We start from the raw sequence: 13,115 nt of genomic DNA, 5'->3' as shown, positions 1-13,115 counted from the left end.
TGAGCGCGCGTGGGTGGGTTTCCGGGAGTCAAGGCTAGACCCCCCGACGGTGCGGCGCAGTGTTGAGGACCATGTTTCGGTCGCGGTGTTGCCAGCGGCACACCTCCCGAGCCTGACAGGGGGCTGGGAACGATCACTGGATGCGACGACCGTCCGGCCGCCTCGGTAGAGTCCGGGCGGTGAATCGAGGAGCACGACCGACCACGGGCCACCCCCCGACGCGCGCACGACGACTCGCCGCCGCCTCGCTGAGCGCGGCCCTCGTGCTCGGCGTCGCCGCCTGCAGCGGGGACGACGAGAGCGAGCCCGACGGCCAGGGCTCCTCCGCGGCCGGGGACACCCCCACGGTGGCGACCAAGGTCTCGATCGGGCGGGTCGCCGGCGACCTGGACGCGCGCCGCCGCGCCCAGGTGAAGGAGTCGGTCGCCGAGGTCGTGGACGGCTGGATCGACGCGGCGTACGTCGGGGGCGAGTGGCCGCGCGGCGACGCCGCCGACTACGCGGTCGCGCTGCGCGACTTCACCCGGGATGCGATGCGGCGTGCGGCGCGTGATCGCGGGCTGCTGACCAACGTCGCGATCGGCGACCGGGTCGACTCGGTGCGTGCGACGCGCCGGGTGCTGCAGGTCGACGTGCTCGCCCCCGGCGGGCGGCCGGTGGGGGCCACGGCACGGTTCCTGGTGCGCTTCCGCACCGACGGCGAGGTGCGCCGTACCGACCTGGTCCGCGGCCGCCTGATGCTCACCCCGACGAAGAAGGGCTGGAAGGTGTTCGGGTACGACGTGTCGCGGGCGACGCTCACGCCAGGTGGCAAGCAGACCGACAAGCAGACCGAGAACTCGAGCGACAAGGGGGCCCGCCGATGAGCACCCCGATCCGCTCCCGTCTCTCCCGCGGCCTGCGCGCGCTCACGCTGGGCGCGGTGCTGGCGGTCTCCCTGGTGCTGGTGCCGGACTCCTCGGTGCACACCCGTGAGGTCGAGCTGGTCAAGGTCGACCGGGCCGGGGCGGTCGACGTCGACCCCGAGACGGTCTGGATCCTCGCGCTCGGCTCGGACATGCGCCCCGGCGAGGACATGCTGCGCACCCGCGCCGACGCGATCCAGCTGGTCGGCATGAACACCCGCACCGGCGCGGCCACCTCCATCGGCATCCCGCGCGACTCCTGGGTCTCGATCCCCGGGTTCGGGTCCAACCGCGTCAACGCCGCGCTCACCTTCGGCGGCCCGCAGCTGATGGGGGAGACCGTCGGCGACCTCGTGGGCGTGCAGCCGGACTACGTGTTCGTGACCCGCTTCCCGTTCTTCGAGGACATGGTCGACGACATCGGCGGCATCACCGTCGACAACCCCTTCTACTTCAACGACGAGAACCTCAAGCCCCAGGGTTTCCAGGCCGGCAAGGTCAAGCTCAACGGCTACGACGCGATGGCGTTCGCCCGGATCCGCAAGACGCTGCCGAGCGGCGACTTCGGTCGCTCCGCGAACCAGCAGCGGGTGCTGCGCGGCATCCACCGCACGGTGCGCGCCCGCGCCGCGGAGCCGGGCTTCATCGAGCGCGGGGTGCTCAGCGTGCTCCAGCACATGCACACCGACCTCCCGCCGGCGGAGCTTTTCCGCCTGGGCCAGGCGGTCGCCTCGGTCGACCCGGCCAAGGTGAGCACCTGCGTGCTGCAGGGCTCGATCGGCAACGTCGGCAGCGCCTCCGTGGTGCTCCCCGACGTCGCCACCGCCCGCCGCTACGGCGACGACGCCCGCCAGGACGCCACCATCGATCGCTGCTGAGCCCGCGCGCGCCGCGGCCCGAACGGTCGAATCGAGAGTCCTGACCGGTCGAGTCGAGACTTCTGACGGTCGAGTCGAGACCTTCGCCGCCATTGGCGCCGACTCGGCCAACCATTGGCGCCGACTCGCGCAACCACTCGCGCCGACTCGCGCAACCACTCGCGCCGGCTCGGCCAACCATTGGCGCCGGCTCGCGGAACCACTCGCGCCGGGTCGGCGCGGAGGGGGCGGACATGCGACGAGGCCCCGACCAGATGGTCGGGGCCTCGTGGCGTTCTGTGCCTCCGGCAGGATTCGAACCTGCGGCACCTGGTACCGGAAACCAGTGCTCTATCCCCTGAGCTACGGAGGCAACGCATCGCGGCGATGCGAGTCGGGACACTACCCGCCGAACCTGCCTGAGCGGAAACCGGGACCCGCCGATACCCTTGCGGGGTGACTCCTGAGCAGCTCTCCTCCAGCATCATCGACGCCCTCCGGACCCTGGTGGCAGCCGGTTCGGTGTCGCTTCCCGACGGGGTACCCGGATCGGTGACGGTGGAGCGACCGCGTCAGCAGGGTCACGGCGACTACGCGACCAACGTGGCCCTCCAGCTGGCCAAGAAGGCCGGCACCAACCCGCGGGCGTTCGGCGAGCTGCTCGCCGAGCAGCTGCGCACGGTCGACGGCATCGACGCGGTGGAGATCGCGGGCCCCGGCTTCCTCAACATCACCGTGGGCGCCGCCGCCCAGGGTGTCGTCGCCGCCCAGGTGGTGGCCGAGGGGTCGGCGTACGGCACGACCCAGACGCTCGCCGGCAACAAGATCAACGTCGAGTTCATCTCCGCCAACCCGACCGGGCCGCTGCACCTGGGCCACACCCGCTGGGCGGTCCTGGGCGACGCGATCGGCCGGGTGCTGTCCGCGGCCGGCGCCGACGTGACCCGCGAGTTCTACATCAACGACCGCGGCGTGCAGATGAACCACTTCGCCGCCTCGATCGTCGCCGCGGCCCTCGGCGAGCCGACCCCGACCGACGGCTACGCCGGCGCCTACATCCAAGACCTGGCCCGCAAGGTCGGCGAGGCCCAGCCCGGCATCTTCGAGCTGCCCGCCGCCGAGCGCCTCGAGGCGGTGCGCGAGAAGGGCTATGAGCTCCAGCTCGCCGAGCAGCGCGAGCAGCTCGACCTGTTCAACACCCACTTCGACGTGTGGTTCTCCGAGCGCAGCCTGCACTCCGGCGGCGAGGTCCCGGAGACCCTGGAGCGCCTCAAGGGCCTGGGCCACGTCTTCGAGGACGGCGGGGCGCTGTGGATGCGCACCACCGACTTCGGTGACGACAAGGACCGGGTGCTCATCAAGTCCGACGGCGAGCTCACCTACTTCGCCTCCGACACCGCCTACTACCTCAACAAGCGCGCCCGTGGCTTCGACCACTGCATCTACCTGCTCGGCGCCGACCACCACGGCTACGTCGGCCGGCTGCGCGCGATGGCGGCATGCGTCGGTGACGACCCGGACAAGACCCTCGACGTGCTGATCGGGCAGATGGTGAAGATCCTGCGCGACGGCGAGGAGATGCGCCTGTCCAAGCGCGCCGGCACGATCGTCACGCTCAACGAGCTGGTCGAGGAGATCGGCGTGGACGCGCTGCGCTACTCCCTGGCGCGCTACCCCGCGGACAGCCCCCTGACCCTCGACGTCGCCGAGATCACCCGGGCCTCGGCCGACAACCCGGTCTACTACGTGCAGTACGGCCACGCCCGCACCTGCCGGATGATGGAGAACGCCGGCCAGCTCGGCATGAGCATCCCTGCGGACCCGACCGAGGGCTTCGACCCCTCGCTGCTCACCCACGAGTACGAGGGCCGGCTGCTGCGTGCGCTGGCGGAGTTCCCCCGCGTGGTGGCCAGCGCCGCCGAGCTGCGCGAGCCGCACCGCGTCGCGCGCTACCTCGAGGACATGACCTCGGTGTTCAACAAGTGGTACGACACCCGCGAGTGCCGCATGCTCCCGCAGGGCGACGAGCCGGCCGGTCCGGTCAACCAGGCCCGCCTGGTGCTCGTGGCCGCCACCCGCACGGTGCTCGCCAACGGCCTCGGCCTGCTCGGCGTCTCCGCCCCGGAACGGATGTGAGGGAGTGACCCACGAGGCAGGGTGGGCGCACGCGCCCGGCGCCCTGCGCGGTCCGTCCTGGCTGCGCCCGCCCGCCGACGCCAACGAGCTCGTCGCCCCGCTGTGGTCCTCGACCGCGCGCAAGGTCGACGGGGTGCTGGAGATCGGCGGGGTGGCTCTGCCCGACCTGGTCGCGCAGCACGGCTCCCCGGCGTACGTCCTGGACGAGGCGGACTTCCGGGCCCGCGCCCGCGCCTTCCGTGACGCGTTCGCGGCCTACGACGTCTACTACGCCGGCAAGGCGTTCTTGAGCACCGCTGTCGCCCGCTGGGTGGCCGAGGAGGGGCTCTTCCTCGACGTGTGCAGCGGCGGCGAGCTGACCGTCGCGGAGCGCGGCGGCGTCCCGATGGAGCGCGTCGGGTTCCACGGCAACAACAAGTCCGTCGCCGAGCTGACCCGCGCCGTGCGCCTGGGCGTCGGGCGGATCATCGTGGACTCCTTCACCGAGATCGACCGGCTGGCCGCGATCACCGAGGAGCTCGGCGCGAGCGTCCGGGTGATGGTGCGCGTGACCGCCGGGGTCGAGGCGCACACCCACGAGTACATCGCCACCGCCCACGAGGACCAGAAGTTCGGCTTCTCGATCACCTCCGGCGACGCCCTCGAGGCGGTACGCCGGGTGCTCGCCGCCCCGGGCCTCGAGGCACGCGGCCTGCACAGCCACATCGGCAGCCAGATCTTCGACTCCTCCGGGTTCGAGGTCGCCGCGCGCCGGGTGCTCGCCCTGCACGCCCGGATCGCCACCGAGCTCGGCGTCGCGCTGCCCGAGATGGACCTGGGCGGCGGCTTCGGCATCGCCTACACGACCCAGGACGACCCCTCGCGGCCCGACAAGCTGGCCGCGGAGATGACCCAGATCGTGGAGCACGAGTGCCGCGCCCTCGGGATCGCCGAGCCGCACCTGTCCATCGAGCCGGGTCGCGCGATCGTCGGGCCCGCGATGTGCACGGTCTATGAGGTCGGCACCGTCAAGCAGGTGCATCTCGACGGTGGCGCGGTGCGCACCTACGTCTCGGTCGACGGCGGCATGAGCGACAACATCCGCACGGCGCTCTACGACGCCGACTACTCCTGCACCCTCGCCTCGCGCGCCTCCGCGGCGCCGGCCGCGCTGGCCCGGGTCGTGGGCAAGCACTGCGAGGCCGGCGACATCGTCGTCAAGGACGAGTTCCTGCCCGCCGACGTGGCCCCGGGCGACCTGGTGGCGGTCCCCGGCACCGGCGCGTACTGCCGCTCGATGGCCTCCAACTACAACCACGCACTGCGGCCCCCGGTGGTCGCTGTGCGGGACGGGTCGGCGCGCGTGGTCGTGCGCCGCGAGACTGAGGACGACTTGTTGGCAACCGACGTGGGTGATCAGTGATGGAGTTTCGTCAGGCTGACCGGAAGGGCGACGCCCTGAGGGTGGCCGTGCTGGGCTGCGGCTCCGTGGGCTCGCAGGTGGTGCGCCTGCTCCAGGAGCAGGCCGTGGACCTGGCCGCGCGCGTGGGCGCGCCGGTCGAGCTCGTGGGCGTGGCGGTGCGCCGTCTGGACGCGCCGCGTGAGGTGCAGGTCCCCGAGGACCTCCTCACGACCGACGCCCAGGCGCTCGTGGCCCGCGACGACGTCGACCTGGTGGTCGAGGTCATCGGCGGCATCGAGCCTGCCCGCTCGCTGATCCTCGCCGCGCTGGAGAACGGCGCCAGCGTCGTCACCGCCAACAAGGCGCTGCTCGCCGAGGACGGCCCGACGCTGTTCGAGGCGGCCGCCAAGGCCGGGCGCGACCTGTACTACGAGGCCGCCGTGGCCGGCGCCATCCCGATCCTGCGCCCGCTGCGCGAGTCGCTCGCCGGCGACCGGGTCACCCGGGTGCTCGGCATCGTCAACGGCACCACCAACTACATCCTCGACAAGATGGACACCTCCGGCGCGGGGTTCGAGGAGGCGCTGCAGGAGGCCCAGGAGCTGGGCTATGCCGAGGCCGACCCGACCGCCGACGTGGAGGGCTTCGACGCCGCTGCCAAGGCCGCGATCCTCGCCTCGCTGGCCTTCCACTCCCGGGTCACCGCCGCCGACGTCTACCGCGAGGGGATCGCCGAGGTCAGGTCCGCCGACGTGGCCTCCGCGCGCGACATGGGCGCGGTCGTCAAGCTGCTCGCGATCTGCGAGCTGATCCCGACCGAGGGCGGCGACGACGCGGTGTCGGTGCGCGTGCACCCCGCGATGATCCCGCGCTCGCACCCGCTCGCCTCGGTCCGCGAGGCCTACAACGCGGTCTTCGTGGAGTCCGAGGCCGCCGGGCAGCTGATGTTCTACGGTCCCGGCGCCGGTGGCGCGCCCACCGCGTCGGCCGTGCTCGGCGACCTGGTGACGGTCGCGCGCAACCTGCTCGCCGGCACCCGCGGTGCGGGGGAGTCGGCGTACGCCGACCGCGCCGTGCTCCCGATGGGGGAGGCCCGCACCCGCTACCACGTCGCGATCGACGTCGAGGACCGTGCCGGTGTGCTGGCCTCGGTCGCGACCGCCTTCGCCGACCACGGCGTCTCGATCCAGACGGTCCGCCAGGAGGGCCGCGACCTCGACGCCCAGCTCGTCGTGGTCTCGCACGAGGCGACCGATGCGCAGCTCTCCGGCACCGTGGAGACGCTGCGCGGCATGGACATCGTCAGGGACGTGACCTCAGTGATGCGGGTCGAAGGAGAGTCGGAGTGAGCACCATGGCAGCAACCCACCAGTGGCGCGGCGTCATCGAGGAGTACCGCGACCTCCTCGACATCCCGGAGGGGACCCCCGCCGTCACGCTGCGTGAGGGCGGCACCCCGCTGGTGCACTCCGCATGGCTCTCCGGGCTCACCCAGGGCGAGGTCTGGCTCAAGGTCGAGGGCTCCAACCCGACCGGCTCCTTCAAGGACCGTGGCATGACCGCGGCGATCTCGGTGGCCAAGCACGAGGGCGCCCAGGCGGTGGTCTGCGCCTCGACCGGCAACACCTCCGCCGCGATGGCCGCGTACGCCGCCAAGGCCGGCCTCAAGCCGCTCGTCCTCGTCCCCGAGGGCAAGATCGCCGCCGGGAAGATGGCCCAGGCCATCCTGCACGGCGCCCAGGTGATCATGGTGCGCGGCAACTTCGACGACTGCCTCGCGATGGCGCGCGGCCTCGCCGACGAGTACCCCGTCGCGCTGGTCAACTCCGTCAACCCGGTCCGTCTGGAGGGCCAGAAGACCGCGGCGTTCGAGATCGTGGACTTCCTCGGCGACGCGCCCGACTACCACCTGCTCCCGGTCGGCAACGCGGGCAACATCTCGGCCTACTGGCTCGGCTACAACCAGTACGCCGCGCTCGGCCGGGCGACCCGCAAGCCCGTGATGCGCGGCTTCCAGGCCGCCGGCGCGGCGCCGCTGGTCAACGGCGCGCCCGTCGCTGACCCCGAGACCAAGGCCACCGCGATCCGGATCGGCAACCCCGCGTCCTGGCACCTCGCCGAGGCCGCGCGCGATGAGTCCGGCGGCTGCTTCGAGTCGGTCACCGACGAGCAGATCCTCGCCGCCCAGCGCGAGCTGGCCTGCCGCGACGGCGTGTTCGTCGAGCCCGCCTCGGCGGCCGGCGTCGCCGGGCTGCTCCAGCAGCTCGCGGCCGGGGTCTCCTACGCCGACGCCAGCGTCGTGATCACGGTGACCGGCCACGGCCTCAAGGACACCGCCACCGCGCTCGAGGGCTTCGGCCCGCTCGTCGACACGGTCGTCGACGCCGACGTCACCGCTGCGGCCCAGGCCGCAGGCCTCGCCTGAGCACGTGGTCACTTTCGTCGAGGGCCCCGTGCGGGTCTCGGTGCCGGCCACGTCGGCCAACCTCGGCCCGGGCTTCGACGCCCTGGGTCTCGCCCTGGACCTGCGCGACGAGCTCGAGGCCGAGGTGCTCGCCTCGGGGCTCGTCGTCGAGGTGGAGGGCGCGGGAGCGGGCGGCGTACCGCGCGACGAGTCGCACCTGGTCGTGGTCGCCATGCGCGCGGCGTTCGCGGCGATGGGGGCGCAGCCCCCGGGGCTGCGACTCTCGTGTCGCAACGTGATCCCGCACGCGCGCGGGCTCGGCTCCTCCTCCGCAGCGATCGTCGGCGGCGTGACGCTGGCGCGCGCACTGGTCGCGGGCGGCTCGCTGCTGCTCGACGACGACGCGCTGTTCCGCCTGGCCGCGGACCTGGAGGGGCACCCCGACAACGTCGCCCCGGCGTTCTACGGCGGGTTCGTGATCTCCGGGCACGAGGACGGCGCCTTCTGGGCGGTCGCCTCCGCGGTCGACCCGCGGGTCTCGGCGGTGGTCTTCGTGCCCGCCGACGGCGTGACCACCTCGGTGGCCCGCGGCCTGCTGCCGGAGACGGTCCCGCACGCCGAGGCGGCCGCCGACGCGGGGCGCGCCGCGCTGCTCGTCGCGGCCCTGGCCGGTCGCCCCGAGCACCTGCTGCTGGCCACCCGCGACTACCTGCACCAGGACTATCGCCGCCCGGCGATGCCGGCCTCCCTCGACCTGGTCGACCGGCTGCGCGCCCGGGGGATCCCGGCGGTCGTCTCCGGCGCCGGGCCCACGGTGCTGGCGTTCTGCGGGGGCCGCGAGGTCCCCGGCACCGAGGACCTCCTCGCCGCGTGCCCGCAGGGCTGGACGGTGCGGCACCTGGCGGTCGACACCGAGGGCGTACGCACCGCCTGAGCCGGCCCGAGGCACCCACGGGACGGCGCCGCAGCGCGGTGGTAGCCTGACCGCGCGCCGCTCTTGTACGGCGTGGCAGCCGCGACCTCCTCGAGGGGAAGCACCGCGGGTGCGACCCTCTCCGAGTCTCCGCGGTTCGATCCGCACCGGGTCCTTTCGATCGTGCGCCCGGGCAGTGGAGGGGACCAGACTCCAGCAGCCGGCGCTCCTCGTGAGCCCCGGCACTGAACGTGGGAAGGACCTCACGTGAGCGACAGCAACGACACCCCGGCCGAGACGCCTGCCGGTTCCGAGCAGCCGGCCGCCGCGCGCAAGCGCGGTGGCGGGCTCAACTCCCTGCTCCTCGCCGACCTCAAGGCGATGGCCGGCGGGCTCGGGATCCCCGGAGCGGGGACGATGAAGAAGGCCCAGCTCGTGGACGCCATCAAGGCCGCCCAAGCGGGTGGCCAGGCCAGCGGCCAGGCCAGTGGTCAGGGGAGTGGCCAGTCGGCCCAGCCCGCGGCCGCCCCGGCGGGCGTGCAGGCCGCGGCGGAGAAGCCGCGCGTGGTCACCCGCACGCGCGGCCGGGCCGCGGCGCGCTCGGCGGAGCCGACCGAGCCGGCGGCGCCGGCAGAGGCGCCGACCGGGGCCCCGCGCGCCGAGGCCACCCAGGCCGCGGCGCCGCAGGAGGACCAGCGGATGGAGACCGACGCGCCGCGGCGTACCCGCTCGCGACGTGCCGAGGGGGGCGACCAGGCGGCCGAGGCCCGCCAGGAGGCGCCCGCCGAGCAGCGCAGCGACGCACCCGACCAGTCCGGGCCCGCCGAGCAGCCGCGCCGCGAGCGTCGCCCCCGCGAGGACCGCGGCCAGTCCGGGCAGGACGGCCAGACCGGCCAGACCGGCTCGAAGGACGCGATCCGCGACGGCGGCAACCGCCGCGACGGCGGCAAGGACGGCAACCGGGACGGCGGCAAGGACGGGCGCGGCGAGCGCTCGCGTCAGCAGCAGGACCGCCAGGACAAGCAGGACCGCCAGGACAAGCAGGACCGCCAGGACAAGCAGGACCGCCAGGACAAGCAGGACCGGCAGCAGCAGGACCGTCAGCAGGACCGGCAGCAGCAGGACCGGCAGGGCCAGCAGCAGGGTCAGCTCGACCAGCACGACGACGACGAGGAGGGTCGCGGTCGCAACCGACGCCGTCGGGGGCGCGAGCGCAACCGCCCGGTCAGCGGCCGCAACGAGCCCGACACCACGGTGCTCGAGGACGACGTGCTCGTGCCCGCCGCGGGCATCCTCGACGTGCTCGACAACTACGCGTTCGTGCGGACCACCGGCTACCTGCCGGGCCCCGACGACGTCTACCTGTCGCTGTCGATGGTGCGGAAGTTCGGCCTGCGCCGTGGCGACGCGGTCGTCGGCCAGGTGCGCCAGCCCCGTGAGGGCGAGCGCAAGGAGAAGTTCAACCCGATGGTGCGCCTCGAGAGCGTCAACGGCTCGGACCCGGAGTCGGCCCGGGACCGCGTGGAGTTCTCGCGGCTGACGCCCGTCCACCCCTCCGAGCGGCTGCGCCTGGAGACCGGCGCGGACAACCTGATCGGGCGGACCATCGACCTGGCCGCGCCCCTCGGCAAGGGCCAGCGCGGGCTGGTCGTGTCGCCGGCCAAGGCCGGCAAGACGACGCTGCTGCAGGCCGTCGCCGCCTCGATCACCGCGAACAACCCCGAGTGCCACCTGATGGTGGTGCTCGTGGACGAGCGCCCCGAGGAGGTCACCGACTTCGAGCGCTCGGTCAAGGGAGAGGTCATCGCCTCCACCTTCGACCGGCCCCCGGCCGATCACACGGTGGTCGCCGAGCTGGCCATCGAGCGCGCCAAGCGGCTCGTCGAGCTCGGCCACGACGTGGTGGTGCTGCTCGACGGGATCACCCGTCTCGCGCGCGCCTACAACCTCGCGACCCCCGCGAGCGGCCGGATGCTGTCCGGCGGCGTGGACGCTGCGGCGATGTACCCGCCGAAGCGGTTCTTCGGTGCGGCCCGCAACATCGAGAACGGCGGCTCGCTCACCATCCTCGCCACGGCTGTCATCGACAGCGGGTCGGCGATGGACGAGGTGATCTTCGAGGAGTTCACCGGCACCGGCAACATGGAGCTGCACCTGAGCCGCGAGCTCGCCGACAAGCGGCTGTTCCCGGCGATCGACGTCGCGGCCTCCGGCACCCGCCACGAGGAGCTGCTGTTCAGCCCCGAGGAGTCCGCCGTCGTCGCCACGCTGCGCGGCGAGCTGGGCGAGCGGGGCGAGCAGGAGGCGGCCGAGCTGCTGCGCGAGCGTCTGGGCAGCACCCAGAGCAACGTGGAGCTGCTGATGAAGCTCCAGCGCTCGTCGGGCTCCGGCAGCTGAGCCGGATCTCGCGCTCTCGTGAGGGGGCGGGCGGCCAGGTGCCGCCCGCCCCCTCACGCGGTCTTCCTGGCTTGGACGGTCCGGACCCGCGGACGCGCCGATCCCGATAGGCTGCTCGACAGTGTCCGCAGAGTTGCAGGGGGGGTTTGCTCGTGGCACGGATCCTGGTGGCGGACGACGACGTCGACATCCGCGAGCTGGTGGAGTTCAAGCTGTCCACGCTCGGCCACGACATCACGGCGGTGGCCGACGGCCAGGCAGCCGTCGACGCCTGCCGGTCGAGCCGGCCCGACCTGGCGGTGCTGGACGTGATGATGCCGGGCGTGTCCGGGCTCGACGCGATCCGCGTCATCCGCGCCGATCCGGTGCTGGCCGACCTTCCGGTCATCCTGCTCACCGCGCGCGCCCAGGAGTCCGACGTCGAGAACGGCTTCGACTCCGGCGCCGACGACTACATCACCAAGCCGTTCAGCCCGCGCGAGCTCGCCTCGCGCGTCGAGGCGCTGCTCGCCCGGGTCGTCTAGGCCACGGGCGCGGCCGCGACGGCGTGACCGACCAGACACGGCACGGTCCCGCGGCGCACGTCGTTCGGGGAATGGTCCCGATTACCGCTGCGTTGGCTGCAGTGGCACACTTCTGTGCTGGTTCCGGTTCACGTCCGGTCCGCACCCCGCGGACGGCGACCCGGCGGCTGAGAGGACACCATGAAGAAGGACATCCACCCCACCTACGTCGAGACCCAGGTGACCTGCACCTGCGGCGAGACGTTCACCACCCGTAGCACCGAGACCTCGGGCCAGATCAAGGCCGACGTGTGCTCGCAGTGCCACCCGTTCTACACCGGCAAGCAGAAGATCCTCGACACCGGCGGCCGCGTCGCCCGCTTCGAGGCCCGCTACGCCAAGGCAGCCAAGAAGTAGCTGTCGCCACGCACCGGTCGTCGCCCTCGGGCGGCGACCGGTGCTTGCATTTCCCGGGCACGCGCCCGGATCCCGGGGCCGCGCGCAGGCCCGGTCAGTTCGATCAGTGGTGCAGTCGAGGAGTGTCGTGTTCGAGGCAGTCGAGGGGATGCTCGCCGAGCATGCCGACCTGGAGCAGCGTCTGGCCGCTCCCGAGACCCACGCCGACGCGCGCCTGGCCAAGCGGCTCAACAGCCGCTACCACGCGCTCTCGGCGATCGTGACGACCTGGCGTGACTGGCAGCGCCTCGGCGACGACGTCGAGGCCGCCCGGGAGCTCGCCGCCGAGGACCCGGCCTTCGCCGAGGAGGTCACCGCGCTCGCCGAGCAGCGCCACACCGCCGAGGAGCGGCTGCGCCGGCTGCTCGTCCCGCGCGACCCCGGCGACGACAAGGACGCGATCCTCGAGGTGAAGTCCGGCGAGGGCGGCGAGGAGTCCGCGCTGTTCGCCGGCGACCTGCTGCGCATGTACACCCGGTACGCCGAGGCGCAGGGCTGGAAGGTGGAGATGCTCGACGCCACTCCGTCCGACCTCGGCGGCTACAAGTCCGTGACGGTCGCGGTGAAGGCGAAGGGGACCCCGGCGCCGGGCGAGGCGCCGTACGCGCAGCTGAAGTTCGAGGGCGGTGTGCACCGCGTGCAGCGGGTCCCGGTCACCGAGTCCCAGGGCCGGGTGCACACCAGCGCCGCCGGCGTCCTGGTGTTGCCCGAGGCCGAGCAGGTGGAGGTCGACATCGACGACAACGACCTGCGCATCGACGTCTTCCGCTCCAGCGGGCCCGGTGGCCAGAGCGTGAACACCACCGACTCCGCGGTCCGCATCACCCACATGCCCACCGGCATCGTGGTGAGCTGTCAGAACGAGAAGAGCCAGCTGCAGAACAAGGAGCAGGCGATGCGGATCCTGCGGGCGCGGCTGCTCGCCGCCGCCCAGGAGGCCGCCGCGGCCGAGGCCAGCGACGCCCGCCGCAGCCAGGTGCGCACCGTCGACCGCTCCGAGCGGATCCGCACCTACAACTACCCCGAGAACCGGATCTCCGACCACCGCACCGGCTACAAGTCCTACAACCTCGACCAGGTGCTGGACGGCGCGCTCGGACCGGTCATCGGCTCCTGCCTCGACGCCGACTTCGCGACCCGGCTCGAGGCGCTGGAGCAGTGAG

Annotated in this window: 11 protein-coding genes and 1 tRNA gene; 11 read left to right on the top strand and 1 reads right to left on the bottom strand. The window is 72.9% G+C overall.

The window, feature by feature from the left end:
• The first annotated feature begins 179 nt into the window (after positions 1 to 179).
• Complete coding sequence (locus GFH29_RS14410; protein WP_153324510.1) at positions 180 to 866, top strand: hypothetical protein; 687 nt, start codon at positions 180 to 182, stop codon at positions 864 to 866.
• Positions 863 to 1,783 (top strand): LCP family protein, encoded by a 921-nt coding sequence (locus GFH29_RS14405; protein WP_153337326.1) that lies wholly within the window; start codon positions 863 to 865, stop codon positions 1,781 to 1,783. The genes GFH29_RS14410 and GFH29_RS14405 overlap by 4 nt, the downstream gene beginning before the upstream one ends.
• Positions 1,784 to 2,062: 279 nt before the next feature.
• Here the strand turns inward: GFH29_RS14405 and GFH29_RS14400 are convergent.
• Positions 2,063 to 2,135, bottom strand: a tRNA-Arg gene (locus tag GFH29_RS14400).
• An 83-nt stretch (positions 2,136 to 2,218) separates the two neighbouring features.
• On the opposite strand from GFH29_RS14400, the gene argS reads away from it, so the two are divergent.
• The 9 genes from argS to prfA all read left to right on the top strand — a co-directional run bounded on the left by argS (position 2,219) and on the right by prfA (position 13,114).
• Entirely contained in the window at positions 2,219 to 3,898 is a 1,680-nt protein-coding gene (argS, locus tag GFH29_RS14395) for an arginine--tRNA ligase (RefSeq protein WP_153324509.1), read from the top strand.
• A gap of 4 nt (positions 3,899 to 3,902) precedes the next feature.
• Positions 3,903 to 5,300, top strand: a complete 1,398-nt coding sequence (lysA, locus tag GFH29_RS14390) for a diaminopimelate decarboxylase (RefSeq protein WP_153324508.1) — start codon at positions 3,903 to 3,905, stop codon at positions 5,298 to 5,300.
• Positions 5,300 to 6,628 carry a homoserine dehydrogenase gene (locus GFH29_RS14385; protein WP_153324507.1) on the top strand — a complete coding sequence of 443 codons (1,329 nt, stop codon included), beginning with the start codon at positions 5,300 to 5,302 and terminating at the stop codon, positions 6,626 to 6,628. Before lysA ends, GFH29_RS14385 begins: the two co-directional genes overlap by 1 nt.
• A 5-nt stretch (positions 6,629 to 6,633) precedes the next feature.
• The gene (gene thrC / locus GFH29_RS14380; protein WP_153325803.1) at positions 6,634 to 7,704 is read left to right on the top strand and encodes a threonine synthase; all 1,071 of its coding nucleotides are present in this window, start codon (positions 6,634 to 6,636) and stop codon (positions 7,702 to 7,704) included.
• A gap of 4 nt (positions 7,705 to 7,708) precedes the next feature.
• Positions 7,709 to 8,617, top strand: a complete 909-nt coding sequence (gene thrB, locus GFH29_RS14375) for a homoserine kinase (RefSeq protein WP_153324506.1) — start codon at positions 7,709 to 7,711, stop codon at positions 8,615 to 8,617.
• A gap of 246 nt (positions 8,618 to 8,863) precedes the next feature.
• A complete protein-coding gene (rho, locus tag GFH29_RS14370) occupies positions 8,864 to 10,993 on the top strand; it encodes a transcription termination factor Rho (RefSeq protein ID WP_153324505.1) in 2,130 nt (709 codons plus the stop codon).
• A gap of 152 nt (positions 10,994 to 11,145) precedes the next feature.
• Positions 11,146 to 11,517 carry a response regulator transcription factor gene (locus GFH29_RS14365; RefSeq protein WP_153324504.1) on the top strand — a complete coding sequence of 124 codons (372 nt, stop codon included), beginning with the start codon at positions 11,146 to 11,148 and terminating at the stop codon, positions 11,515 to 11,517.
• 180 nt (positions 11,518 to 11,697) lie between these two features.
• The gene (rpmE, locus tag GFH29_RS14360) at positions 11,698 to 11,913 is read left to right on the top strand and encodes a 50S ribosomal protein L31 (RefSeq protein WP_153324503.1); all 216 of its coding nucleotides are present in this window, start codon (positions 11,698 to 11,700) and stop codon (positions 11,911 to 11,913) included.
• A gap of 127 nt (positions 11,914 to 12,040) precedes the next feature.
• Positions 12,041 to 13,114 (top strand): peptide chain release factor 1, encoded by a 1,074-nt coding sequence (prfA, locus tag GFH29_RS14355; RefSeq protein WP_153324502.1) that lies wholly within the window; start codon positions 12,041 to 12,043, stop codon positions 13,112 to 13,114.
• The last annotated feature ends 1 nt before the right edge of the window (position 13,115 follow it).

The organism is Nocardioides sp. dk884, assembly GCF_009557055.1.
GTDB lineage: Bacteria > Actinomycetota > Actinomycetes > Propionibacteriales > Nocardioidaceae > Nocardioides.
Note: the sequence above shows the minus strand (reverse complement) of the source record. Positions and strands in the feature narration are given on the sequence as shown.

Coding starts and splice junctions, on each gene's coding strand:
- rpmE (WP_153324503.1), top strand. CDS start 11,698: ATGAAGAAGGACATCCACCCCACCTACGTCGAGACCCAGGTGACCTGC.
- GFH29_RS14405 (WP_153337326.1), top strand. CDS start 863: ATGAGCACCCCGATCCGCTCCCGTCTCTCCCGCGGCCTGCGCGCGCTC.
- thrC (WP_153325803.1), top strand. CDS start 6,634: ATGGCAGCAACCCACCAGTGGCGCGGCGTCATCGAGGAGTACCGCGAC.
- GFH29_RS14385 (WP_153324507.1), top strand. CDS start 5,300: ATGGAGTTTCGTCAGGCTGACCGGAAGGGCGACGCCCTGAGGGTGGCC.